24 protein-coding genes are annotated in these 26974 nt (G+C 40.8%); 4 read left to right on the forward strand and 20 right to left on the reverse strand.

Going from position 1 to position 26974, the window contains the following annotated elements:
- The first annotated feature begins 6 nt into the window (after nucleotides 1–6).
- The 4 genes from mobC to KTR07_RS00995 all read left to right on the forward strand — a co-directional run bounded on the left by mobC (nucleotide 7) and on the right by KTR07_RS00995 (nucleotide 5989).
- Nucleotides 7–2016, forward strand: a complete 2010-nt coding sequence (mobC, locus tag KTR07_RS00980; protein ID WP_117981715.1) for a conjugal transfer protein MobC — start codon at nucleotides 7–9, stop codon at nucleotides 2014–2016.
- A gap of 174 nt (nucleotides 2017–2190) precedes the next feature.
- Nucleotides 2191–3726, forward strand: coding sequence for a DUF3945 domain-containing protein (locus tag KTR07_RS00985; protein ID WP_117981716.1), 1536 nt, complete (start codon nucleotides 2191–2193; stop codon nucleotides 3724–3726).
- The gene (locus KTR07_RS00990) at nucleotides 3723–3911 is read left to right on the forward strand and encodes a hypothetical protein (RefSeq protein ID WP_115484108.1); all 189 of its coding nucleotides are present in this window, start codon (nucleotides 3723–3725) and stop codon (nucleotides 3909–3911) included. The genes KTR07_RS00985 and KTR07_RS00990 overlap by 4 nt, the downstream gene beginning before the upstream one ends.
- Entirely contained in the window at nucleotides 3908–5989 is a 2082-nt protein-coding gene (locus KTR07_RS00995) for a type IA DNA topoisomerase (protein WP_117981717.1), read from the forward strand. The genes KTR07_RS00990 and KTR07_RS00995 overlap by 4 nt, the downstream gene beginning before the upstream one ends.
- A 105-nt stretch (nucleotides 5990–6094) precedes the next feature.
- Here the strand turns inward: KTR07_RS00995 and KTR07_RS01000 are convergent, their stop codons facing one another.
- The 20 genes from KTR07_RS01000 to KTR07_RS01095 all read right to left on the reverse strand — a co-directional run bounded on the left by KTR07_RS01000 (nucleotide 6095) and on the right by KTR07_RS01095 (nucleotide 26140).
- A complete protein-coding gene (locus tag KTR07_RS01000; RefSeq protein ID WP_015532708.1) occupies nucleotides 6095–6616 on the reverse strand; it encodes a dihydrofolate reductase family protein in 522 nt (173 codons plus the stop codon).
- A gap of 374 nt (nucleotides 6617–6990) precedes the next feature.
- Nucleotides 6991–7269: a helix-turn-helix domain-containing protein gene (locus tag KTR07_RS01005; RefSeq protein WP_005926255.1), complete on the reverse strand. Its 279-nt coding sequence runs from the start codon at nucleotides 7267–7269 to the stop codon at nucleotides 6991–6993.
- Between the two features lie 12 nt (nucleotides 7270–7281).
- Nucleotides 7282–9324 carry a bifunctional DNA primase/helicase gene (locus tag KTR07_RS01010; protein WP_117981718.1) on the reverse strand — a complete coding sequence of 681 codons (2043 nt, stop codon included), beginning with the start codon at nucleotides 9322–9324 and terminating at the stop codon, nucleotides 7282–7284.
- Nucleotides 9287–9646 carry a helix-turn-helix domain-containing protein gene (locus KTR07_RS01015; protein ID WP_117981727.1) on the reverse strand — a complete coding sequence of 120 codons (360 nt, stop codon included), beginning with the start codon at nucleotides 9644–9646 and terminating at the stop codon, nucleotides 9287–9289. Before KTR07_RS01015 ends, KTR07_RS01010 begins: the two co-directional genes overlap by 38 nt.
- A gap of 210 nt (nucleotides 9647–9856) precedes the next feature.
- Nucleotides 9857–10717, reverse strand: coding sequence for an RteC domain-containing protein (locus KTR07_RS01020; protein WP_011107118.1), 861 nt, complete (start codon nucleotides 10715–10717; stop codon nucleotides 9857–9859).
- Between the two features lie 167 nt (nucleotides 10718–10884).
- Nucleotides 10885–11088, reverse strand: coding sequence for a hypothetical protein (locus KTR07_RS01025; protein WP_015532707.1), 204 nt, complete (start codon nucleotides 11086–11088; stop codon nucleotides 10885–10887).
- 25 nt (nucleotides 11089–11113) lie between these two features.
- A complete protein-coding gene (locus KTR07_RS01030) occupies nucleotides 11114–12019 on the reverse strand; it encodes a permease (protein WP_117981719.1) in 906 nt (301 codons plus the stop codon).
- 25 nt (nucleotides 12020–12044) lie between these two features.
- A complete protein-coding gene (locus KTR07_RS01035; RefSeq protein WP_011107121.1) occupies nucleotides 12045–12545 on the reverse strand; it encodes a hypothetical protein in 501 nt (166 codons plus the stop codon).
- Between the two features lie 2 nt (nucleotides 12546–12547).
- Nucleotides 12548–13594, reverse strand: a complete 1047-nt coding sequence (gene arsB / locus KTR07_RS01040; RefSeq protein WP_117981720.1) for an ACR3 family arsenite efflux transporter — start codon at nucleotides 13592–13594, stop codon at nucleotides 12548–12550.
- A gap of 12 nt (nucleotides 13595–13606) precedes the next feature.
- The gene (locus KTR07_RS01045; RefSeq protein ID WP_011107123.1) at nucleotides 13607–14035 is read right to left on the reverse strand and encodes an arsenate reductase ArsC; all 429 of its coding nucleotides are present in this window, start codon (nucleotides 14033–14035) and stop codon (nucleotides 13607–13609) included.
- A 4-nt stretch (nucleotides 14036–14039) separates the two neighbouring features.
- Complete coding sequence (gene arsA, locus KTR07_RS01050) at nucleotides 14040–15752, reverse strand: arsenical pump-driving ATPase (protein ID WP_011107124.1); 1713 nt, start codon at nucleotides 15750–15752, stop codon at nucleotides 14040–14042.
- 27 nt (nucleotides 15753–15779) lie between these two features.
- A complete protein-coding gene (gene arsD / locus KTR07_RS01055; protein ID WP_011107125.1) occupies nucleotides 15780–16106 on the reverse strand; it encodes an arsenite efflux transporter metallochaperone ArsD in 327 nt (108 codons plus the stop codon).
- 33 nt (nucleotides 16107–16139) lie between these two features.
- Complete coding sequence (locus tag KTR07_RS01060; protein ID WP_117981721.1) at nucleotides 16140–16847, reverse strand: aromatic aminobenezylarsenical efflux permease ArsG family transporter; 708 nt, start codon at nucleotides 16845–16847, stop codon at nucleotides 16140–16142.
- 1 nt (nucleotide 16848) lies between these two features.
- On the reverse strand, nucleotides 16849–17292 hold the full coding sequence (locus KTR07_RS01065; protein ID WP_117981722.1) for a nitrophenyl compound nitroreductase subunit ArsF family protein: 444 nt from the start codon (nucleotides 17290–17292) through the stop codon (nucleotides 16849–16851).
- A gap of 10 nt (nucleotides 17293–17302) precedes the next feature.
- On the reverse strand, nucleotides 17303–17536 hold the full coding sequence (locus KTR07_RS01070; protein ID WP_004292400.1) for a thioredoxin family protein: 234 nt from the start codon (nucleotides 17534–17536) through the stop codon (nucleotides 17303–17305).
- Between the two features lie 77 nt (nucleotides 17537–17613).
- Complete coding sequence (locus tag KTR07_RS01075) at nucleotides 17614–17940, reverse strand: helix-turn-helix transcriptional regulator (RefSeq protein ID WP_118195647.1); 327 nt, start codon at nucleotides 17938–17940, stop codon at nucleotides 17614–17616.
- 640 nt (nucleotides 17941–18580) lie between these two features.
- Nucleotides 18581–19534: a BT_3987 domain-containing protein gene (locus KTR07_RS01080; RefSeq protein WP_008766809.1), complete on the reverse strand. Its 954-nt coding sequence runs from the start codon at nucleotides 19532–19534 to the stop codon at nucleotides 18581–18583.
- Nucleotides 19535–19590: 56 nt separating this feature from the next.
- Nucleotides 19591–21609 carry a RagB/SusD family nutrient uptake outer membrane protein gene (locus KTR07_RS01085; protein ID WP_008766808.1) on the reverse strand — a complete coding sequence of 673 codons (2019 nt, stop codon included), beginning with the start codon at nucleotides 21607–21609 and terminating at the stop codon, nucleotides 19591–19593.
- 19 nt (nucleotides 21610–21628) lie between these two features.
- Nucleotides 21629–24754 (reverse strand): TonB-dependent receptor, encoded by a 3126-nt coding sequence (locus KTR07_RS01090; protein ID WP_048693557.1) that lies wholly within the window; start codon nucleotides 24752–24754, stop codon nucleotides 21629–21631.
- Between the two features lie 30 nt (nucleotides 24755–24784).
- Complete coding sequence (locus KTR07_RS01095) at nucleotides 24785–26140, reverse strand: IPT/TIG domain-containing protein (protein WP_080973887.1); 1356 nt, start codon at nucleotides 26138–26140, stop codon at nucleotides 24785–24787.
- Between the last annotated feature and the right edge of the window lie 834 nt (nucleotides 26141–26974).

Below are 26974 nucleotides of genomic sequence, written 5' to 3' on the forward strand. Positions count from 1 at the left end.
TCAATTATGCAGAATGAAGATGATTTAAGAGGACTTGCAAAGGTCATGGACTTTATGCGGGCAATCAGTATTTTATTTGTAGTGATAAACATTTATTGGTTTTGTTACCAGTCGTTCCGGGAATGGGGTATCAATATCGGGGTAGTCGATAAAATCCTGTTGAACTTCCAGCGTACCGCCGGGCTGTTCTCCAACATCCTATATACCAAACTTTTTTCAGTGGTATTCCTTGCGCTTTCTTGTTTGGGAACAAAGGGAGTGAAAGAGGAAAAAATCACATGGAACAGGATTTATGTATTCCTGACAATCGGTTTTATCCTGTTCTTCCTGAACTGGTGGCTGTTGGTTCTGCCGTTACCACTGGCGGCAAATACAGGTTTGTATATCTTTACCATGACAGCCGGGTATCTTTCGCTACTTGCAGCCGGAGTATGGATTTCACGTTTGCTGAAAAACAATCTGATGGATGATGTGTTTAACACCGAGAATGAAAGTTTCGCACAGGAAACACGCCTGATAGAAAACGAGTATTCCATTAACCTGCCGACCCGGTTCTACTACAAAAAGAAATGGAATGACGGGTGGATAAACGTTGTAAACCCGTTCAGGGCAAGCATGGTATTAGGCACACCCGGTTCGGGAAAATCGTATGCGATAGTCAATAATTACATAAAACAGCAAATCGAAAAAGGCTTTGCTGTTTATATTTATGACTATAAATTTCCTGACCTTTCGGAGATAGCTTACAATCACTTAATCAACCATTTAGACGGGTATAAGGTACAACCGAAATTCTACATGATTAACTTTGACGACCCACGTAAAAGCCACCGATGCAACCCGATAAATCCGGCGTTTATGACAGATATATCGGACGCATACGAAGCCAGTTATACAATCATGTTAAATTTGAACCGCAGTTGGATAACCAAGCAGGGAGATTTCTTTGTGGAAAGCCCGATTATCCTGCTAGCTTCTATCATTTGGTTTTTGAAAATCTATCAGGGTGGCAAGTATTGTACATTCCCTCACGCCATTGAATTTTTGAACAAGAAATATGCCGATACGTTCACTATTTTAACCAGTTATCCCGAACTGGAAAACTACCTTTCACCGTTCATGGACGCATGGGAAAGTAATGCGCAAGACCAGCTTCAAGGGCAGCTTGCAAGTGCTAAAATCCCACTTTCAAGGATGATTTCACCCGCCCTGTATTGGGTAATGACAGGTGATGATTTTTCACTGGATATAAACAACCCCGAAGCACCTAAGATATTGGTGGTAGGCAACAATCCCGACCGCCAAAACATCTATTCCTGTGCTTTGGGATTGTACAATTCCCGCATCGTGAAGCTGATAAACAAGAAGCACCAACTGAAAAGTTCTGTAATCATTGACGAACTACCGACCATCTATTTTCGGGGACTGGATAACCTGATAGCAACAGCACGAAGCAACAAGGTAGCGGTCTGTTTGGGCTTTCAGGATTTCAGCCAGTTACGCCGGGACTATGGGGATAAGGAAAGCAAGGTAATCGAAAATACAGTAGGTAACATCTTTTCCGGTCAGGTGGTTTCTGAAACAGCTAAAACGCTTTCAGACCGTTTCGGAAAGGTCTTGCAGAAACGCCAAAGCATGACTATCAACCGGAATGATAAATCAACCTCTATCAGTACGCAAATGGATAGTTTGATACCGCCCAGTAAAATATCCAACTTAACACAGGGTATGTTTGTGGGTGCGGTCAGTGACAATTTCGATGAACGGATAGAACAGAAAATATTCCATGCGGAAATTGTGGTGGATAACGAGCAAGTGAAGCGGGAAACCGCAGGTTACAAGAAACTGCCCCAAATCATAGATTTCAGGGACGAGGACGGGAACGACCGGATGCAGGAAGAAATACAGGCGAACTACAACCGGGTCAAGCAGGAAGTCCAGCAGATTGTCACGGACGAAATGGAACGGATTAAGAACGACCCCAATTTGCAGCACTTAATAAAAACAGAAGAATAGAAGATTTTTCAGATAAACGGCAGCTTTTTACAGGCTGCCGTTTCTGTTTGTGTGGACTAATGAAGCCAAACGAGGACTAATGAAGCCACCCGTTCCCAAATCCTTAAATATACTCTATTTCATCCTTACTTTTACTTCCGAAATTTTTATTTACTCACTAAAATTCAAAACATTATGGATGTAAACACAGCCAACCAGTCCACCACTGATGAACAGATGATGGATATTCTTCTTGTACTGGATAAGGAGAAAAAGACAATCAGCGCAGTAAAAGGCGTGGATGAAAACGGGGAACTCCAAACCGTACCGCCGGAGAACAACAGCGAACTTCTGAAATTCGACCGTCACGGCGATTTCTTTTCCAACTTCTTTTCTAACATGATGAACCAGTTGAAGAACCCGACCCGTTTTAACTTCTTCAAAATCCCTAAGATTGAACTTCCCAAAATAGAGCCGATAATCAGGGATAATTTTAATCATCCGACACCTGAAAACGAAGCGGGCATAGAGCGTTACCGGGTAACACCTGAAACCGTGAAGCAGGAAGCGAAGAAAGAACAGCAGGAAACCCAAACCCAACAACCACAGCAGCCATCCAAAGAAACGGGAGCAACGGCGCAAGCACCGCAGCAACCCGACAAAAGCAAGTATGTGATTGACCCGGATAAGGTGGACTGGGAAGCCTTGAAGAATTTTGGTCTATCCAAAGAACAGCTTGAAAAGGCAAAGGCTTTAGAACCCATGCTAAGGGGGTACAAGTCGCCCGGAGCGTTTACCATCGCCGGAAACTACAATTCAGCCATTATGAAACTGGACGCACGTTTATCTTTCCGGCACGACAAAGACGGAAATGTAGTTTTGGCGATACACGGCATCCGACAAAAGCCGGAACTCGAACGCCCGTTCTTCGGACATGAATTTTCCAAAGAAGATAAAGCCAATCTTCTTGAAACGGGAAACATGGGACGGGTAGTAAACCTGAAAAACTATATCACGGGAGAAATGATACCCTCTTTCGTCAGTGTGGATAAAGTAACAAACGAACTGGTTTCCATGCGTGCAAGCAGCGTCCAAATACCGGATGAAATAAAAGGTGTCAAACTGAACAAGGAACAAAAGGAAGCCTTACGGGAAGGAAAAGGGGTATTCCTTGAAAACATGATTTCCAACCGTAAAAATCCCTTTTCCGCAACTGTTCAGGTCAATGCCGACAAGAAAAGTCTGGAATTTATCTATCCCAATGCCAAACAGTCACAGGAGCAAGGGCAGAAACAGACACAGCAGAACAGCCTTGTCACCAGTGACGGTGTAACCATTCCCAAAAGCATTTCAGGAATAGAGTTATCCCGCCAGCAACAGCAGGATTTAGTCAATGACAAAACCATCTTTGTTGCCGGACTGAAAGACAAGCGAGGGGTCGAATACGATGCTTATATTCAGGTGAACCATGATAAGAAGAAGTTAGGCTTTTACAGTGACAATCCCAGCTTTGACCGTTCCGCCGTGAAAGAAATTACCCCCGCCAGCAAGAACCGCACACAGGTAGCGGTCAATTCAGAAGGCAAGACCAACGAAGCCACCAAGAAAGTGAAAGAACCCTTGAAAAAGGGTCAGGACAAGCCCACTGAAAAGCAAAAGACCAAGCAGGATAAAAAGGAGAAGCAGGAGCAAGCGGACAAACCCAAACAGAGCAGGGGACGCAAAAGATGATAGCGGTATTAATCCTTATCCCGGTTGTCGGTTTCGCCCTATTTTTTTTCGCCTGTTACAAAACAGACTGGAAAGCCATAGACGAGCAGAACCGACAATATTATATAGATGGCTATCACATCTATTATGACCGGAAAATCCTAAGACAAAAAGAAGTGGAACAATTAAAATCGAAATTAGAATGATTGCAGTAATCGGAGAAAAACCAAGTGTGGCAAGGGACATTGCCCGTATTTTAGGAGCGAGTGAAAAACAGGATGGCTATCTTTCAGGTAACGGGTATCTCGTTACCTGGGCGTTCGGCCATCTTGTAGGTTTGGCAATGCCGGAAGCCTACGGCATACAGAGCTTTCGCCGGGAAAGTCTGCCTATTATCCCGGATAGTTTTCAACTTACACCCCGACAAGTGAAAGCGGAAAAAGGGTACAAGGCTGACCCCGGCGCATTGAAACAACTAAAGGTAATCAAAGACGTATTCGACCAGTCGGATAAGATAATTGTCGCCACCGATGCAGGGAGAGAGGGAGAGCTTATCTTTCGCTACATCTATCAGTATATCGGATGCAACAAGCCTTTTGTCCGTTTATGGATAAGCAGCCTTACCGACAAGTCAATCCGTGAGGGACTGCAAAACCTGAAAGCCGGTAGCCTGTATGATAACCTTTTCCTTTCGGCACAGGCACGCAGCGAAGCGGATTATTTAATTGGAATTAATGGTACACAGGCTTTAAGCGTGGCAGCCGGACAAGGCATTTTTTCTTTGGGACGGGTACAGTCGCCCACGTTGGCAATGATATGTACCCGCTTTTTAGAGAACAAGAACTTTGTCCCGCAAAAGTATTGGCAACTGAAATTACAGACTACTAAGGACAATGTAACTTTTACGGCACTATCCACAGAAAAGTACGATATGCAGCAGCCCGCCATCGACACGCTGCAAAGGATAAAGGAAGCGGAAACAGTACAGGTGAAAACCGTAGAACGTAAGGAAGTGAACCAAGAACCGCCGTTGCTCTATGATTTAACCACGCTCCAAAAAGAAGCGAATACCAAACTGAACTTTTCCGCAGACAAAACCCTATCCATCGCACAAAAGTTATACGAGGGTAAACTAATCAGCTACCCCCGAACCGGAAGCCGTTATATCTCACAGGACGTGTTCGAGGAAATCCCGGAACGTCTTGTTAATTTGGAACAGTACGCTCGTTTTGCTGGGTATGCAGCCGGGATGAAAGGCAAATCCTTAAATTCCCGTTCCGTGAACGATGGCAAGGTAACAGACCACCACGCCCTGATAGTAACGGAAAACCTGCCCGGTAAACTGGAAACGGACGAACAGGCAATCTATGAACTGATAGCCGGACGGATGCTGGAAGCCTTTTCTGAAAAATGCGTCAAAGACGTTACCAGTGTAACGCTGGAATGTGCAGGGTCGATTTTCACGGTCAAAGGGTCTGTAATCAAGTCCGCCGGATGGCGTGCCGTATTCGGCGAGAAAGAGGACGGGGAAGATAACGCCACTTTGCCCGCCCTGCAGGACGGAGATAGTTTACCGCTTTCCAATATTGAATTACTGGAGAAACAGACCAAGCCCAAACCGTTACACACGGAAAGCAGTTTGCTTTCTTCAATGGAAACGGCGGGTAAGGAACTGGAAAACGCCGACCTGAAAGCCAGCATGAAAGATACGGGTATAGGCACGCCCGCAACACGGGCAGCCATCATCGAAACGCTGTTTTCCCGCCAGTATATCGTCCGGGAGAAAAAGAACCTTGTCCCGACCGAGAAAGGTCTTGCCGTTTACAACATCATCCGGGACAAGAAGATAGCAGACGTTGAAATGACGGGAATGTGGGAAAATACGCTTGCCAAAATAGAAAGCGGAGAAATGAACCCCGACACGTTCCGCAAAGGCATCGAAGTGTATGCACGGCAAATCACGGCTGAACTTTTGGATGTTCAACTTTCTTTCGCTTCGGGCAGTGGTTGTATCTGCCCGAAATGTAAGACCGGACGCATCCTTTTCTATCCGAAAGTCGCCAAATGTTCCAATGTGGATTGTTCCGTTACCATCTTCCGCAACAAGAGCGACAAGCAGCTAACGGACAAACAGATTACCGAACTGGTGACTACCGGGAAAACCGGGCTAATCAAAGGCTTTAAAAGCAAGAACGGCAAAGTCTTTGACGCTTCACTTGCCTTTGACGAACAGTTTAATGTTACTTTCGTGTTCCCTGAAAAGAAAGGCAAGCCGAAGAAATAAGACGGAAATCGTTATATTTGCCACAGAAAGTTTCATTATAGATAGATTTATAATTGAAATTTTTGTGGTTGAAGCACCCGGAGGGACACCGGGTGCTTTTTTTAATCATTCTCCTTTATACTGGTAGGTCAGGTAAACGACCTGATTGTCTATCACCCGGTGTCCGGTCAGTTCCCACTTCGACCCGAAAGTCTTTCCTATAAACTTGATACCGTCCCCAAGCATGACCGGAACGATATACAGCGTTATTTCATCCAGCAGGGACGCTTCAATCAGCGAGGTTATAAACTTACCGCCGCCAATGACCTGAATATCGGTTTCCGAACTTGATTTAAGTTCATTGATTGCCCGTAAGGGTATATCGGTAAGAAAGGTTACATTCTCCTTTTTCGTCACATTGGTGTCGTAGTGGGACACTACAAAAGTCTTTTTACTTTTGTACGGCCATCCGCCCCAACGTTTAAAAATCATGTTATAGGTATTCACTCCGGCAAGAAATATACCGGGTTGTTCATAAGCTGCCGAAATTTCCTTTTTAACGTTTTCCGGCATCCAGTCCAAATCATTATCTTTTCGGGCAATGAAGCCATCGAGAGATACGGCAATACAAGTTTTTAAATGTTTCATAAGTTGGTATCAAACAGTTTTTAGTTATAAACTGTTCGCCAGTACGTCTAAAAAAAGCGTGAACTCACACTATTCCAACGTAGAGGCACTGGTACGCCTAAGAGAAGAAACAGGCAAGCCCACGCTATACAGAAGTATAGCATGAACATTGCGCATAAATCTCTTCTCTTTGAAAATTACCAGTTTTCTACGTTGAGACGTTCTGCGAACGCTATGTTATATATAAAAGCAATCGGCTTTTCAACCTATGCTGTTATTGTCTTATGAAACTGTTGCAAATATACTGAAAGTCCCGGATATACCCGAACAGGAAAAAGAAAATCCTGTTTTATCTCACGACAAAACAGGATTAAAAGCTATTAGAAAAGAAAAAATTAGTCGGTTTTTTCACGGATTAACTTGTGTACGTCCGTGGCACGGTAATAACATCTACCATCCAACATAAGGAAAGGGAGTATTCCTTTTTTTCGATAACGGGTCAGTGTTCGAGGGGCTACTTTCAGAAGCAAGCATAAATCCTGATTATCCAGTAGTTCTTCACCATCCAAACAATTACGTCCTTTTATCACCCGGTCTATTTTCTTGTCCTGCATATCGAACCTATCCATGATACGCTCCATCCATGCGGTAAAATCGTCTTTATCTATATACATAAGGCTACCTGATTAAATTAAACCAATCATAAAATAACTTTGGTTGGACGGGTCTTTAATGATAATATCCCGTTCCCGCATGAAACGAACATAGCTTTTGGCAGTACGTTCTTTCACGTCCAAAACCTGCTGCAACTGTTCGCACAGGTCTATATAGGTAATATGTGTCTGCCGTCCAAAAATATCACGGGCAACGCATACCAGTTCCTTTTCCTTGCGTTTCTCTTTTTCCTCTCGTGGCTTTTCCCCTTTATAAAGGTGCATCCCGGCTGCTTTGTCCCAAGCAAAAAGCATCAAAGGAACGTCCAAAGGACTACCGTCACGGACTTTCAGGGCTTTTACCACCGATTGTGTAGGTTCTTCGTCCTTTTCGATGGAAAGGATAGTTGCCGCTTTGCGCTGTAATTCCGAGCCTAAATGCCCCCGGAGCTTCAATCCATTGGGTACGAAATGCAGCACGCAAAGAATACAGGTATTATAAATTCCTGCCAGTCGGTATAGTTCATCTATCACCGCCACACTTTCCGCTTCATCATTGGCACTTTTCACAAGGTCGGCGATACCGTCTATCACTACTAACTGTATGCCCCCATATTGGTAATAGAACTTATCCATACTCTGAACAATGGCGTGCAGACGTTCTTTGCGGGACATCCCCGTCAAACAAAATGCTTTCAGTTCTTCCGGTTTGTCCGGTTGCTTCGCACGTGCCAACAGGTTACTTACATTCTTGAACAGTTGTACTTCGGATTGTTCCGTATCGTAAAGTAATACCGCTTTGCGGTTACTGTTGGCAGTAATTTGTATGCCGAGAGTATCAACTTCCTTATTCGGCTGGCAGATGCAGCCTGCCAACATAGCAGCGATATAATTACTTTTACCTGTTCCCTCGCCACCCGTAATGCCGAACAGGTTTCCTTGTGTCCCCAGTGGAACGTCCCCGGCAGAGATTATCACTTGTGCTTTTACTGGGGGATTATTGAAGTCTATTTCGCACGATTTAAGCATAATCAATGTATCACTATATAGGTTGTCTAAAAATTCAATAAACAGTTTCAGGAAATCTTCACGGGTATTACCCGCTTTAAAATAATCGGAAATATCCTTTTCTTCTTTTGTACCGGAAAGCGGTAAAAGCAGCCGTTTTACTGAAAATTCTTCCAATTGCTTTTCCTGTTTGCGCGCGCTTTCCTTCCCCGTTTTATCGGTATCATACAATAAGATGATGTGCTTAAACCGGAAAGTCAGTTTATAAATCAGGGTAGGGGGAACAGTCACCGTTTCACTATTGAAGCAAATAGCATGGAAACCATGTGCAGCCAATGACATGACATCTTTTTCTCCGCCCGTAATAAACAGTGTATCACCTTTTGCGGGTAGTTGTTCCAAACCGAAACAATAATTATCTCCGAAATTACCGCCATAGAGGAAACGAGTTTTTGAGAATGGACGATACAGTTTTATATATCGTTTACTTTTATATCCGTACATTGGTTCTGTTACGGATGAAGTATATGTGAATGGTGTTCCATCCGCCGTTACACTCTGAAAATCCCGTAGGGAACAGACCTTGTACAGTTCCAATATTTCCGGTGTGATACCATACTGTTGCCAGTACATTAATTCGGCAAGCTGAAATTTCTGTTCCCTGAACTGATAAGGCTTACTTTCTTTTTCAGGTGTTTCTTCCAATATATTATCCACCACACGGCAAGAATTACGGGTAACAGGTATCGGGTTACCTGTTGCCAGTCCTAATCCCAAATCCCGGTCGATGGTTTCCAGTATCTCCACAAAATCCATCGAATTATTGCAGTCCAGCCCTTTAAGTTGTCCCACGAAAAAGAAACAATCGCCGCTATAACTGTCATTTCCAAAGTCTTTCATTTTATAGATACCACTTCGGCGGTCGAAATAGATGTTACAGGACGCTTTATTATCTTCATAAAGCGGATTTAAGAAATTTCTACCTATCCGCCAATTACCGGGTACATAGTGCTTGAACACGGATAGCCCGTTACTTGTCCTTTCTAAGATTTCTTCTTTCCTTAACATATAGGTGGTGGTTGGTTATCAGGTCTTGAATATTCTCTTTATTGCTCTTTATCAGTCGTTCTTCCAGCATCCGTTTTACTTCGCTTATTTTGTAGAAGTAACGCCCCCGAATATTGGAGTAGGCAATAGTTCCAGCCACTCGCAAACGTTGCAGTGTCTTTTCACTGATTTTCAAAAATGTGCAGACCTCGTAACTATCCACCCAAATTTCATCTTCATTGGTACTTTCCGCTTCCGTGTGATTGAATATGTAATCGGCGATAGCGGTAATTTTGTTGTCTAAATCCTTGTAGGCTTTTGACTCGAATGTTATTATCTCCATTTTGCTAACTAATTGATTTGCTGCAAAGTTGAAGCATTTGAAAAAATAAATCTTCCAACCTCTTTCCAAGTTGGAAGATTTATTTTTTTGAGGATTTTAGCCTAAAAACCATCTGTTTTGAGCTGAAAAGTAAGAAAAAATGGGTGAAAACGGGTAAAAACAAAAACAACCAAGTTGGTAGATACTTGGTTGTTTTTGTGCTTTTGTTTTTTATAAGTTGTCGTCTTCATCCATTTTCTTCAGCAAACACTTTATTAGGTTACTAAGAAATGAAGTCCGGTCTTTCTTCCGGTCTTTTATTGTTATATAAGTCCGATAGTAATCCCCTAAATCAACTTTGAAAGATGCTTCTAAATAAGTCATAATCTCTTTAATATCTGCTTTACCATTATTCAAGACACACGCAGCATAAATAGAATATCCAAGTTCTACTAATGCTATCTTTGGAGCAGTCCATCGAAAAGGGTGTTCAGAAAGAAATGCTCGACTTTCTTCAATGATTATTTGCTTATCTACATAATGTAGCCTTTTATTCAAATAAATGCTAAGCATATCATTTGCTAATATTTGTGCTGCTTTGTGGTCGTAGCAAGTTGAAAATTCCGGGTCACGGTCATAAGGGGTACAATTCGGGCATAGTTTAAAATCAATATGCCCCCTTACAAAATAATGATTATCTAAATGTGTCGCTTTGGAACGGTAATATTGATAGAAGTCTAAATTACTTTCAAAATAGGAGGTCAGTTCATCCAATCTGTCGTTGTAGTGCTTCTTTACTACCTCAATGCTACCATTCGGTTTTCTCATTTCAGCGTTATACACATCTGTGAAGTATAATAATCGTCCCAAGACTTCCGGTTTTATATATTTGAAAAAATAAATTTCCTCTTCTTTACTTTCAAACGGATGCTCAATAATAATTGTTCTTAATTCTTCGAGTGATTTTTGTAGGAACTCTACTACTTCAAATATTAAGTCTATTGAAATATTCCAATTATCAATATCTATTTTATCATAGATTACAAGGTCTATGTTCTTTATAAAATTCTCATATTCGATTTCGCTATTCATGTCATATATTCTTCTGTCATTTATATTGCAAATAGAAGTTTATTTTTATATTTTAATATACAATAAATAAATGTAGAAAGTATGTGAGCATACTTCCTACATTAGATAGCCAATTAAAAAATTGTATTAAGTTAGTTTCCTTTCAAACAGAATATTGATGAATGATTTTAGCCACAGCATCCGCAAGAGTTACCTTGATTTTCACTCGTATCATTCTTTTCTGATACTTTGGTTTCGTCCTTTTTCAAATTCTCTGACGGATTTCCATCTTCTTCTACTTCCTCTATTTGCACTCCGCAACTACATTTACAAGGTTTCGGAGCAAATAGAGAGGCAAAAAAGCCTTTCTTCTTATCTTCCTTTTCTTCCATAATTGAACTATTTATTTTTAAGTGATTATAAAAACAGGTTAAATACATAACCTGCGATAACTGCCGTTAAAAAGATAACTGCCACTATCATGCCTACCAGTTTTTTCTTGAATATACTGGCAAGCATACTCATTTCGGGAATAGCCATTCCTGCACCACCGATAACGAGGGCAATAACCGCCCCGATGCTCATACCTTTGCCCATCAATGCTATGCCGATGGGGATAGCTGTTTCTGCACGGATATACAGAGGAATACCCAATACGGCAGCCACAGGTATAGCGAGAGGATTGTCTGCACCTGCTATTTTCAACACAAAATCTTGCGGCATATAGCCATAAATGCCAGCACCGAGAGCAACACCTATCAGTAAATATATCATAATAGGTCTAAGGCTCCCCCACGCATTTATAAAAGCAATCTTTATTTTTTGGCGGAAAGGAAGCAACCTTTTGTTTTTAGGCTGTTCGCTGCCTGAACAACAACTGGGTTTCACCCGAACATTTTTCACATACTTTTGTGCGCCTATTTTTTCGAGAACATATCCAAATGCAACGGAACAGATAAAAGCGATGACAAAATAGAAAACCATTGCCTTAAATCCTACCAAAGCTCCCAACATACCTATAATGATAGGATTGAGTAATGGAGAAGCTATCAGAAAGGACATTGTAGAACCAAATGGAACTCCTGCATTTAGAAAACCTACTGTCATAGGAATGGTAGAGCAAGCGCAGAAAGGGGTTAATGCCCCAAATCCGGCAGCTATGACATTGCCCATAATACCCGAACCTGATAGCTTTTTCCGAATCGTTTCTTCCGGGATATACATCAGTATAATTTCTACGGCTGCGCTGATTAACATAAATAAGGCTATCAACTCAATCGTAATAAATACGAAGTATTGTAATGTGTCTAATAAAGTATTCATAATCTATTGAATTAAAAACTATTTATTAATTAAATGTAGTGTCACAACAGCTTTCTTCCTGTTCAGGTTGTGGCTGTGTTCCGCAACATTTCTTTTCTTCTGGTTGCACTGATTGTGTGTTTGCCGGGCAGCATCCGCCACTTTCATTGCTTTGGACTGTTTGATTTTTATTTCCAATAAACAGAACGAATACAAGTATTGCCACACCTAACCACAAGAAGAATTTTTGGAAAGACTTTGATTTGGAACGTCTTTTCAGATTTGTTTCTGAAACATTCGTTCCACATCCACAAGTTTCTTTTTTGAAATAAACTTGATAAAAGCCAAAGAGTAGGGAGATGATGGCAAAGCCAATAAACCAACCTTTATACTCTGCAAAAAAACTAAGTTGTGACGCTCCAATTCCTAATGTTGCTAATATTCCGGCTAATATAGGTAGCCCACAGCAACTTATTACACCTAATAAAGCAAGTAATGGTGATATTACACTTGCTATCATCGACCAAATTGTTCCTGACTTGCCCATTCTTATTTTACTTTAGGAAACCAACTTCTTGTATTATTGGCTATTTTTACTAACATAAGCATTACTGGAACTTCAACCAATACGCCTACTACGGTAGCCAGTGCAGCACCGGACTGTAAGCCGAAAAGAGAAATAGCCACCGCCACCGCCAACTCAAAGAAGTTACTCGCACCAATCATTCCGGCAGGTGCGGCGACATTGTGGGGTAACTTCCACCACTTTGCCCAACCGTAGGCAACAAAGAATATCAGAACCGTTTGCAGGACAAGCGGGACGGCAATCAAGACAATATGTAACGGATTGTTCAGTATCGTTTCCCCCTGAAACGAAAACAGGATGATAAGCGTTAATAGCAATCCGCCAACCGTATAGTTATCGAACTTGCGGACAAAGACGGTATTGAAATAGTCTATTCCTTTTCGCCGGATAACCGTTACACGGATTACTATTCCGGCAGAAAGTGGAATGACAACAAACAGTACGACCGAGAGTATAAGCGTGTCCCACGGGATAGAAACGCCACCGACACCCAACAAAAACGCAACGATAGGAGCGAAAGCAACCAATATTATTAAATCATTGACTGCCACTTGCACCAATGTGTAAGCTGCATCCCCTTTGGTTAAATGACTCCATACAAACACCATCGCCGTACAGGGTGCAGCACCTAACAGAACTGCCCCAGCTAAATATTCTTCGGCTAATCCGGCAGGGATTAATGACTTGAAAATAACGTAGAAGAATAGATAAGCTATTCCAAACATGGTGAATGGCTTTATTACCCAGTTCGTCACACAAGTAATGACAATCCCTTTCGGACGTTTGCCTACGTTCTTGATGCTCTGAAAATCTACTTTCAGCATCATGGGATATATCATTAACCAAATCAGGATAGCCACAGGTATAGACACGTTGGCATATTCAAATTTGCTCAATGTTTGCGGTATTGCCGGAAGATATTGTCCGATGGCTATCCCGATAACGATACACAAGGCTACCCAAATAGTCAGGTATCTTTCAAAAAATCCAATTCCTTGTTTCTTTTCCATAATGACTGCCCTTTATTTTAATTGCGGTTTTAATTCTTGCAGGTAAAAATCATAGAAACGCATTCTTATTTCATCCCGTACCCGAAGAAATTCACTATTTATAAACTCCGGTGTCCCGGTCGCTTCTGATGGGTCGTCAAATCCAATGTGCAATCTGTTTTTTACCTTGCCTGTAAACATAGGGCAGCTTTCATTTGCGCCGCCACATACCGTTATCACATAGTCCCATTCGTGCCCTAAATACAGGCTAACGTTTTTAGGGGTATGGTTGGTAAGGTCTATTCCTGTTTCAGACATAACTTTTACCGCCATCGGATTAACCTTTTCAGCAGGTTTTGTTCCTGCTGAAAAGACATCCATGTTTTTATCGAATGACTGTAAGAAACCGTGTGCCATTTGGCTACGGCAACTGTTACCAGTGCAAAGGATTAAAATCTTCATATTCTTATAAGTTTTTCCATTCAATCAGGGCAGTATTGCCCTTTGACAATTCTTCTACTTTCTTAATCCAAGTCAATTCACTTTGCGCTTTTGCTTGCAAAAATGAATTTGCTGTATTTGTCAATGACAAACAGGCATTTACTACCCACCATTTGTTGTTAATCCCGGCACGCTGCAAATCCATTTGTAGGCGTTCTGCTTCAAAAACAGGTGTTGCTTCGGGTAAAGTGACTATTACTACTTCCGTTTCCTGTGGATTGCGTAAACGGGGTAATAAATTGGCTACTGCTCCGGTTACTTCTCCCTGTGTACGTTCTACTTCTTTGTGATAGCTTTGGGTAGCATCCAAAAGCAACAAAGTATGTCCTGTTGGTGCAGTATCAATCACTACGATTTCATTCTCCGCTTTATCTACAATTTCAGCAAAAGCCTTAAATACGGCGATTTCTTGCGTACATGGTGAACGTAAATCTTCCTCTATATATTCCATATCTTCGGCAGTCATGGTTTCGGCAGCTTTGCTACGAACTTCATTCTTGTACTTTTCCAGCACTTCCGCTTCGTCTATATGGCTTACCGTAATACCTGATTTGATGGCAAAATCATAGTTCAGGTGATTTGCCGGGTCAGTAGTGGTAAGATGAACCTTTGCACCGAGCTTTGTTAATTTCAAGGCTATTTCTGTGGCTAAGGTCGTTTTTCCTACGCCACCTTTTCCCATTGTGAACACTACTCGTTTACCGGAAGTATAGAGGTCATTTACCAATTCATCTATACTTTTGCTATCAGTTATCGGCTGATAACGAATTTCATTCGTAATACTATCACTGTATAGCATACGGCGGATATTGGCAATATTGGATAAATTGTAAGAACGCAGAGGAACGCTATACATGGGATATTCAGATAATGCAATAGGCATACTTTGTAACGCCTTTTGCTGCCTGTTATACAGTTGTTGTGAAACATTGTCTGCTTCATCTAATTGCTGTAAAACACCATTTATCACCAATAGCTGATTTTTAATTCCCAATAGTTGTAATTCATGCGAAGAACGGGCAGCTTCTTTCAACGGTGCTATTTCAGGACGGCTTACCAATACTAACCGGGTTGCGCTTGTATCAGACAATGTATCAACCGCCTGTTTATAGATACCTTTCCTTTCTTCCAAGCCTGATAATTGTCCTAAACAAGATGCGCCATGTGTACTTTCACTAATAAATGTACTCCATGCCGATGGAAGCTGCAACATTCGCAATGTGTGTCCGGTAGGTGCTGTATCAAAAATAATGTGGTCGTATTCCTTCGCTTTATCAGCATCGGTGATAAAGTCTGAAAACTCATTAAAGGCAGCGATTTCTACCGTACAAGAGCCTGAAAGTTGTTCTTCCATATTTTGAATAACGCTTTCAGGTAATTGTCCTCTAAAAGGTGCAATCACACTTTCCCTGTACTCTGCTGCTGCCTGTTCAGGGTCAAGGTTTACGACCGTCAGCCCCGGTACTTCTGAAATAGCTGTACCATGTCCGTTTAGGGTTTGATTGAAAACATCTTGCAGGTTAGAAGCCGGGTCTGTACTGATAAGAAGAATTTTCTCCCCTTTATCAGCTAATCCCACTGCCGTAGCGCAAGCAATAGAGGTTTTTCCTACTCCACCTTTTCCTGTGAAGAATAAGTATTTTGTTAGTTCTATATCGGATAAATTAAATGCTTTCATTATTCTGTATATTAATTTGTTCAACGATTATTTAACGGGCATCAAGTCTAAATTAATTCCTGTCCATTCACTCATTTGTTTAGTTGTGGGATAATCTTTAGAAACTGCAATTTCACCATCCACCAAAGTAATAGGCAGTGCTTCTGCACCATTCTTTTGAAGATATTGGTTTACAGTCTTGTTACTTACATAAACTTGCGGTTCGTCCCGCAAATTATGACGGGTAACAACAACACCCTGTCTTTTCAATGTTTCGATAACAACGGCTATCCTCATTAATTCAGGATTAATATTAGTTCCACACAAACCCGTAGGGCAACACATTGCCGGGTCAAAAATTTCTATTGTTTTCATACTGTCTTTTATTTTAATTAATACATTGTTTGTTTATAGATAAAGAATGACCGCATAATAAATTCCTATCGCAATAAAGAGGATAGCAACAATTTTGCGAAACCATTTTTCAAAGATTTGTACTCTGTTATAAAACTTGCCTAATCCGGCAACACTGTACGCCAATATCCAAGCAACAAGGATTACAGGTAGCCCCGTAGCAATAGCATAAATTACAGGTAAAAGATACCCGCCTGTTTCTGCTGCTGACAAAGGTATAAGCATACCGAAATAGAAAACCCCACTTGTAGGACAAAAGGCGAGAGCAAATAAAACTCCTAATAACATAGCTCCCCAACTGCCTTTTGTTTTCTTCTTTAGACCCTCTCCGCCAATATTGACTTTTGGTATATTCAGTTTTATAATATCAAGCATGAATATTCCGATAATAATTAAAACCGGAGCAATCAACATTTCACCGTATTTACTGACTGCCTTTTGAACCATGAACATACTTGCACCCTCACGAAGAATAGGAATAAGAATGAAACCAAGTGCTGTATAAGTTACTATTCTGCCGAATGTATAAAGCAATCCGTTTATAAATATACGGTGATGGTTCTCTATATCCTTACTGATAAATCCTATTGCCGTTATATTAGTAGCCAAAGGACAAGGGCTAACTGCCGTTAAAATCCCTAAGATAAAGGCTGTAATAGCAGGAATAGAACTATTGTCTAATAGTGATTGAAGAAAGTCCATCTTACAATGTTTTTAGTAATTCGTCAATCTTGTTTTTTATTCCCTCTTTAAATTTATCCGGTTCATTTCTTGCATTGGAGAAACTAAACTTCGTCATGTTATTTACATTCTCTTTACTGTCTTTCCAGCCATTCACAAACAAAGACGACCATGTAACTTCGTATTTATCTGCAATTTGCTCATTTTCCTTTTTGGATATATCTATCACCTTGAAGATGATTTTACCGTCCGCCTGTTCTTTGGAATAAAGGCTATCTAAAAGAGCTACCGTATTGGCTTCTATTGCCCGGCAGGTTATGCAACGTTGTGCACCGTGAAAATATAGAACTTCAACACGGTTAGTTTGATTTTCTTTTGCTATGCTGGTTTCTGTTTTATTCTTTGAACCATTACCACAGGAAATTAAAACGATTGTTGCAATCAGTAGATAAAATAACTTCTTCATAGTAAATAATTTATTTAGTTATCAATTCTTTCACTTCTGATAAGGATAATCTTTTTCCGGCAGATATGACTTTACCATCAATAACCAAAGCCGGGAGACTTAAAATATTATACTCCATGATTTTTAATAAATCTTCTTCCTTAATTAGAGTTGCATCGCAGCCCAGTTCTGAAATAGCTTGTTTTGTGGTTTCGTACAATGCCTTACAGCTTGAACACCCAGTTCCTAATACTTTGATTTCCATTTTCTATTCAATTATAAAGTTAATATACTAATCGTAATTCGTAGAACTACGAACATTATTCTCAAAAAAAGGTGCTGTTATCCACAGCACGATGTACCCGTACATTTACAATCACCCAAAAATGCAGCAAATAATTTACGGGCAAGTTCCCAATTCTCTCGGTTGATACAATACCGAACTTTTGGTGTTTCTATTTCCCCCTGAATTAACCCTGCATCTTTCAGTTCTTTTAAATGCTGCGAAACGGTTGCTTTAGCAATGGGTAGTACTTCGTGAATATCTCCGAAGAAACAACTTTCTTGTTTAGCTAAGAAACTAAGAATTGCCATTCGTGCCGGGTGACCCATAGCTTTAGCAAAACGAGCCATCTGTTCCTGTTCCTCTGTGTACTGCTTAGTTTTCACTTTTATATCTCCTTTCTTGTTTGTTGTTCGCAAAACTACGAACTATTTTTAAATTGGCAAAATAAAACAGATGATATTTTTTAGATTAAACATTTTTTAGGTGCAAGGTGCAAGTATATATCTATATATATAGCTTGCACCTTGCACCTACATGGTATCTTTTATATTCAGGCATTTGCGTAATTCGGAAAAGAGTTGTATCTTTGAACCCGTGAGATAGGCAGACAAACAGCGGACAAAGCCGGACAAAAGCGTTAATAAAAATCGTTACTGTTTCGTTACCTATTTGAAATATTGGAAAATAAAAGACTGATTTATAGGCGGTTGGGTGTTTGGGTTCAGTACCCTGTCTCTCCGCTTTAAGAAAATAGAAAGTTCCTGTAAATTAATACTTTACAGGGACTTTTTGTGTTTATTCCATAATTGTTTTTTATTTCTCTGCCTTATTGTCAGAAAGGTGTCGGCAGGATGAATTTATATGATAATGGTTTGTGTGTTTATCTGCTCTTCGGGTCTTCAGCTCTCCCTTCTCCTTAAAAAAAAGGAGAGGGGGGAGGAGAGCTTACAGACTTTTGCAATAACTTCTTCTGATTCGGATGGTTATTCCGGATTTATATTAATAGGTCTTTATTTGGCTTGTTTACTCTATGACAATCACCGGTAAGCGTATTGCTTCCCGTACTTCGGTCCAACTACCTGTTTTGAGTCTATACTTATAGCATACACAGAAGGTCGTAGTTGTCGGGTCGAGCCGGTTGTTGTAGAGTGCATAGGCGTTATCACCCGGATGGGCTACTTTGACATCCACTGTTTCCACTTCCATTTCTTCAGGATCATAAGGTTCTACAGTCAGGGAGTTATCATCAGCTACTTCGATAACAATCGTATTTTTCTTGATGAAGTCCGGCTGATTCTCCGGTTCTGCCGGTAATCTCTTAGTACCGATATTGATTCTTACCCGATTTTTGGTCAGAGGTACCATTGTTTTGGTGATGACAAAGTATCCGCTGCCTTCATACCCTGATGCATTATAGCTTGCAGGTTCTGCGGAACTGGTATATTTGTTTTTCTTTTGTATCTGTAATAATGCATTTCCTTTCTTTTTTACTATAGGATAAGGAGTTGCGTCGGCTATTGCTATGGGAATAAAGTAGATTTTATCCGGGTCCAGACTTTCAATGACTGAAATGTCTATTTTGATAGGTACCAACGTGTATGGTTCTCCTGTCGGATAAGTAACTGTGCTGCTTTCTATCGCATAGTCTTTCGGGTCCATCTTGAGGGCATATCGGCTATAATCTTCGATAAAGTTCGTATAGTTATATTCATCCAGAAGAACTGTGTCTTCTGTGAGCGATATTGTAACCGGTTCCTCTGTCGGATTGGTTCCGCTACACGCAATCGACAGATTGCGTATATTACCGTCTTTGCCATCCAGGTCGTAAACCAAATTGTGTATATTGTTATTGTCGCTGACAATGTATACCATTTTCTCGTATCGTTCATCTTCAAAGAACTTCTTTCTGTCACTGCATCCGGCAAGAAATAGTAATGCGAGTAACAGCGACAGGATGCTTATTTTATATGTTTTCATTCTTATTCTTTTAATTTATATTCAATGCTAACGAATTGTCTCATAGGGTGATTTGTTTAATCTCCCCAGCCGGGATTCTGATCCAGACCATCCACTTTTCTTATTTCATATTTGCCAATAGGTAGGAATACCATTTTACGATCTACTACTCTGTGTCTTATCCAGGGATGGTCTACTACTACCGGATAGAAGTATCCACTCATCTCATCTTTGCTGAGGTCCATCCCCTGTATCGCTTCTTTTTCGGACTCTTCGTAGATGCCCCATCGGCGCACGTCATAGTATCTTTGATTCTCATACAAGAATTCAATAGCTCTTTCTCTTTGAAGGATTTTGTTAAAGCCATCCACGCTGGCCAACTCATCATCTTTCACTCCGGGGAGTCCTACACGGTATCTGATTGGGTTGAACGCCTGCTTGATTTTGTATATGTCACGGCTTTCCTCGTAGACTTTAGTCTCTCCGTTCGATCCCTTCAGTTCGATGGAATAACTGCCCTGAAGATTATTGAGTGCTTCACTATAAGCCAGCAGGATTTCAGCATAACGGATGATAGGGAAAAATTTTTCCATTAATATTCCTCCGGGCGAAGAGAATGCATCGTCGTCATGCACGTATTTGGTAATGACATAACCGGTGGCGGGGTAGTTGTTCACATTACCACTGGAGGAGTGCTTCCCATCCGTTACAGAAGAGTTGTCATATTTAATCATCTGCTCCTTTTTAGCATCGCTTCCGCTGTATGAGCGGGCTTTCCAGAAACGGCCGGAGAAACCGATGTTGGCATAGAATCTCATTTCCCGATTACGGTACATGTTGAAGACTCCTGACTTCAATACATATTCGGAGAAGGTCTCATCCTCGGTGCTGAAATTTGTATTATCATATGTTCCGTCTTCTTTGTATGGCTTTGCATCTTCGGGATAGTTGTCTGTTCCGTCATTCATATAGAACATGTTGACCATCTTTTGTGTTACGCCCATCCCATTGTATCCGTCCATCGAATGTGGAAAAGATTCTCTAATGCATAGATTACCGGTCGTTCTTCCCCATATGAACTCCTTGTTTTTTCTGCCATCTGTTTCGCCATTGAACATATAGCTGTAAGATTTAAGCGGGTCAATACCGCCTACTCCGTTGGGAAACGCCTGATTCTCGTTGGTTGGAGGTACAAAAGAGTCTTTATCTGCAGGGACAGTATGCAGTTCATAACGCCCCATGTCCATGACTCTTTCGCAAGCTGCTGCGGCTACCGCCCATTTACGATCGTCGTATTGCTGGGAAATGTAGAACACTCCGTCACTGCTCCGTTTCCAGTTCCCGAAGTATGTTTGTCCGCGGCCATTGTATAATGGGCTAGCCTGTATCAATCTTAACCGTGCAATCAGTGCGTAAGCCGCTCCCTTGGTGGGACGGCCGAAGCTGCTGTTCGGTTGAGTCTCTGGCAGATATTGTGCCGCCAACTCAAATTGTTCGCAAGCATAGTCTACTGATTCGTCATACGTCGCACGTACGTTTGCATAGGCTTCCGGCTGCTCGTTGGAGGGATATACCTGATCTCCTACAAGGATGACAGGACCGAAATCCATGATGAGATGGTAGTATGCGTAGGCTCTCATAAAATAGGTGTATGCCCAGATGTCCGGTTTTTCCAGATTGCTCATATCGGTCACTTCATCCATACGTGAGAGGATAATGTTTGCCTTACGGATGATTTTGTACATCGTGTCCCATTGATAAATAGATTTTTTCTTTTTAGCATCTTTATTGGTGATGTTTTCTTCGTTAATGGCTCCCGTGACGTATGCCATACCAGTATAGGTTTCTGCATTAAAAGTTTCAAAAGCCTCATCGGTAGCTAACGGTCCTGCTGTCGCCGGACTATTGAGAAAGTCTCCTTCATCGGGAAACATGGATGCTACGTTCCACATATATCTTTCCAAGTATTCTTTACGGGAGAAGATGGAGTCATATTTCATTGTATCGTCAAACCACTTGTCTACATCCAGATAATTACAGGAAGAGATAGAAAAGACGGACAACAATAGAATTGAATGCAATATTAGTTTTCTCATATAATTCATTTTTTGATAGTTAGAATTTGATGTATGCCTGCAAAGTCACGCTGGCAGGAATTGGATAACGCCGTCCGTTGTATAATGCTTGTTCCGGATCGCAGATATCAATCTTATCCCATACGCAAAGATTGTTGCCTACGAGTGAAAGGTCGATAGAATTGATTCCCAAATTCTTTATAGTCTTGGGTACATTTACACTATAATTGATGTTTACTTCTGATAGCCGCAGGTATTTTGCATTGTTTTTCCAAAAACTGGATGTCTGGGAATTGTTTTCCAAATTTCCGTATGACATGCGAGGGAATCGGGCATTAGGATTTTCTGACAAAGATGGATCTAGCCCCATCTTCTCAGCATATTCACGGGAAATCCAACGATTGGCAGGGTTTTTGACTATGCTCAGTACATTACCAGTCTGTTTGCCATAGAATGGAATGTAGCCTTCGTCATATAGAGCGCCGTTTGAAGCTGGTACCCCCACATGATAAACATCGGTATTTCCGGTTCCCTTGAATAGTACGGCAGCCGACAGTCTCTTATATCTGAATTCAACTCCGAATCCATACATGAAGCGTGGAGTACTGCTGAATGACAAAGGTACTTTGTCATCCCCGTTTACAACACCGTCTCCATTGACATCCTTGTATTTAATATCTCCGGGCAGATAGCTACCGAAAGTCTGTTTAGGACTATTAGCGATATCCTCGTCATCTTTGAACAATCCTAATGCGATCAGTCCTTTTTGGTATCCATAAGGACGTCCGGTGGCAGAATTATATTCATATTTGGTATCTGCCTCTTCAAAATAATTCACCCTGTTATTACTAAGGGTAAAATTTCCTCGGAATGTTACCGACATATCTTTGCCAATATTCTGTATATAGGTCACGTTTCCGTCCGAACCATAACTTTTCATGCTGCCTACATTGCCAAATGGCATGCTGACAAGGCCGATATACTCTGGAACTTGTTGGCGTTGCTGGAAGATGCCATCACGGATGTCTTTGAAGAAATCGATCACGAAACTCAGTTTGCTGTTGAATAATTCGCCTTCGATACCTACATCTATCTTTTTCGCTTTTTCCCATTTCAGATTGTCGGCTCCCATTTGATTTTCAGTGATTCCGGCTTCATTGTATCCCCAGCCTTTTTCGGCAGACTCATTGATAATCGTCAGATAGGGGAAACGTTTGTCTGAAATACGGTCGTTACCTACGATACCATACGAAGCTCTGATTTTGAGAAAATTCAGCCAAGGAAGCTTTTCTTGCATGAATTCATATTGGGTAGGCACCCAACCACCGGATATGGCCGGAAAGAACCCAAAGCGTTTACCTTTCTCAAAGTTTTCTGAACCGGTATATCCTATGTTGAAATCGAGCAGATATGTATCTCTGAACCCATAACTGACTTTTCCAGACAAACCCTGATATCTTAAAGGAATAGCAGCCATACCGTCCTTATTTAAATCTTTTGTGTTTTTGCTATCACTCATTTCATAATGTATAAGAGCGGAAATACGGTGTTCATCGTTCAGCATAGCTTTCCAGGTTAGATTTGCCTGAAGAAAGTATTTCCGGTACTGGCTGTCTCTGTTTTTAGTATATTTTGTTCCTTCTTTCTTTATAGTGTGTATAAGTTCCAGATTTCCGTTCTCATCCCTGCGTTCCGCCCAATACATGTCGGGCTTGACAGAACGTGTCTCTTCAAAATAAGAGCTGTTGCTGTAGGCCCCCTGAATGTTAAGAGCCAGATTTCTCAGTAGAAAACTGAAATCTTGCTGTAAGCGTATTGTATAGGTACCAGAGTAAGTATTGATGTTTTTCAAACCTGTATAATTCAACATGGCATAGGGTGAGTACACATCTTTTGCGCCCGATTTGTAGGTGGGCAGTTCTCCTGTAGAATAACGGACAGGAATAGTGAGCGGAGTCAGTTTGGCTTGGGCATCCCATAATTGGTCGGTTGATGCTCCTTGCCCGGGTAGTGCTTGTGAGGATAGGTAGATATCCGAACCGAAATAAAGTTCGGTTGTCTTGGTCAGGTTGAAGTCTACGTTCAGACGCATTCCGTAAGTGTTGTAGTGCACATCCTTGATGTACTTGCTGTTTTCGTCTTGCTTGTAGATTGCCGATTCATTTGACATATTCATACTGACAAAATAACGGGCGATACTACCACCTCCTCTGGCACTAGCGTAATATGTTTGCTGAAGCGAGGTTCTTTTCAGAATTTCATCCTGCCAGTTTACATCCGGATAAAAGTCGGGATCCAGATGATACTGAATGGCTTTCAGTTCAATGTCATCATAAATAGGCTGTGCTCCACGCATGGCACTTGCTTCATTGGCTAACACAGCGTAGTCGTATGCACGTAAATATTCGGGAAGCTTAGTGAGATAGGAGATTTTGACATTAGCACGAACGTTTACTTCCATCTTGTCGGATGTCCCATGCTTGGTAGTCACCAGTACGACTCCATTCGCACCGCGTACACCGTATACGGCAGTTGCGGAAGCGTCCTTCAATACGGAGAAACTTTCGATATCGGCGGGGTCGATGCTGTTCAAGTCACCTTCGAGCCCGTCGATAAGTACAAGTGCACTCGAGCTTGCTCCAAACGTACCAATACCACGAATCCAGAATTCAGACATGTTAGAGCCCGGTTCACCGCTGGACTGTACGGAGATAATACCGGGTACACGACCACCGAGCATATTAGTTAGGGAAGTGGCTGGTGTCTGTATCTGTGATATATCCACATTGGTGACAGCTCCGGTCAGGTTGACCTTCTTTTCTTTTGTTCCCATACCGGTGATGACAACTTCATCCATTTGTTGTGAATCGCTTTTCAGCATAATCCGCAGATTCTTTTCATCTTTCAAAACGATATGTTCCATCTTTTTGTAACCGATAAAAGAGAATATAATCATATCTCCTTTTTGGGCAGATAACTTGAAGGCTCCGTTAATATCGGTGCTGGTACCTACTCCTGCGCGGTCCTTTAGGTATACGCTGACTCCGGGCAGCGACTCATTGCTTTCGTCGAATACATGTCCCGAAATTGTTAATTGTTTCTCCTGCCCCATCATTATTGATGCGTTGCAGAAGAACAGTAATGATAGTAATATGTATTTTTTCATTAGTGTCTTCTTTACATATGATTATTGGGGTTAACGCAGACTCAACTTGCGGACACATCCGGACCCGCAGTCTGAAATATACAAATCTCCTTCGGCAGTCAATCCTACTCCCTTGGGCCAGTTGAAGGTGGCTTCCAGTGGAGTGCCACTTTGGTTACCTTTAACATTTTGTCTGCCTACAACGGTTGTTACCATACCTGTATTCATATCAATTTTGCGTATGGTCTGGGTTCCGGCATCTGCAATGTACATGTTTTTTTGTCCAGATTCGTCTACTATAATGGTCATTTGGTTGTTCCAGTTAAACAAACAGTCTGTCCGATATCCATTAATTACTTGAGTAGTACTCGTATTATCAGCTCTTACATTAAGATGTCCGGCATATATTATTTCTTCAGATTCAGGTTTCGATACATCCTGCATGGTTATAACAGAAGATGCTCCGTAAGAAGTATATAGATGAGTTGGTTCAGTCGGGTCGAACATCATGCTGACAATATAGCTGTTTTCTGTTTCTGGAGTTGTCGAGTTATATACATCGTTTTTGATGTATTCACATACCATATCTTCCAGTTTAAATCGGAATAATTGTTTGGTTGCCGTACGGCCGTAAAAGTAGCCATCTGTAGTACAATAAGCTATACAAGCTGTAGAGTTGTAGTCAATTTGTTTGGCAGGAGGGTCTTGTGGTTTCAAGTAACGTCGCTTAACTTTCCAGTCGTTGGAAGGATCAATCTCATAAATGACGTTTTTTTGTGTACCTACGGCGTACAGTTTCTCGGTTACATTGTGATACATTACATCATTAACCATTTCTGATATGATTTTCTTTGATTGGTTTTTTTTCTCACTGATTAACGCAAGACCTCCATTATTTCCAAATGAAGAATAACATGAATAATAATTCCCTTCCGGATCGCAGCATCCTACTTTTAATCGCCAAGCTTCAAAGGTTGTACTGGCAAGATCTCCGCCAATATTATATCCACTACCTGTTTTACCACATACATTTTCTACTGTAAAACGGGAGATGTAGCGGAATTTGTTGTCGAAAGTAAGAGAATCATTTCCTTTTACTACAGAGATGATACAGGTGTCTCCCGGTAATTTAGGTGCATAAACCATCAGAATATTTCCGGATGCTTGTGAAATGTATCCTTTCTTTTTATTAAAGTAGACTGACAATTTAGAAGCATCTGTTCCTAGATTTTCACCTTCTATTATAATTTTGGAGGAAAGATATCCTGAATCCGGATAAAAAGTGGTTAGTTTTAGAGGTCCATTATAATTTCCGCCTGATTTATCGTCATCCGAACAGGCAAACTGCATTATTAGGGATAATCCCATAACTATTGGCAGTAACGTTTGTGTGATTTTCTTTTTCATAAATAGTATTTAAATGTTAATACTCCTCGGCAAGGGGAGAGATTTAAGTTGCTAAATGTATACTTGGAGTAAACAGAGAACTCTCGCTTGGCGAGATCTCCGAGTGGAGTCCTAGGATGTGTTTTCCATGAAAATGATATTAGTTAAACTATTAAGGTTATTTCAAACTATTGTCTGTATAGGCAATCTTTCATTGTGTTTTCCTTGATATAGGATTTCGCTTCGTTGTATACATGATTAATTTAAATCATGTATTTTCTGTAATGTTGTGTGTACATTAAATAGTTTAATATTTATTTCTCCATAGGCATTATTGTTATTTTATTTATACTAAAAGGCTAACATATTATATCTTTTTTTTCTGCAATGCCGAACTGTGCTGTTTTGTTTCTATAAAAAATACAAATTAGATTATAGTTCTTGTGGAACTTGATATAATTATATGGAGAATAGCTAAATAGTAGTCTATGAGTTGCTTATGAATAAGAATGACTTTTATTATATTTTGAGTACTAATATAGAGACTCAAATTGTATTATTTTGATGAGTATTCGTTGGAAAAAACATTTTATTAGGAGGAAAATAAAGAAAAAATGGGGTTATTATATCATTCTTTAAAAAATAGTTTTATATTTGCACAGACATAAATATGATATTGGTGAATACAAACAGTATTGGATTTATTAAAAGACAGAGTTAACCAAGTTCCACAAGAACTTATTTGAAATCTTCAAGTAATAGCATCGAAAGTTTATCCTTTTCTTTATTCCGTCATGAATTAAAGCATCTATAAAACGTGAAGTAGTGAATCATTATCAGATTCCTACAAGGGAC

The sequence above is a fragment of the Bacteroides sp. MSK.20.82 genome (genome assembly GCF_019052485.1).
GTDB lineage: Bacteria > Bacteroidota > Bacteroidia > Bacteroidales > Bacteroidaceae > Bacteroides > Bacteroides thetaiotaomicron.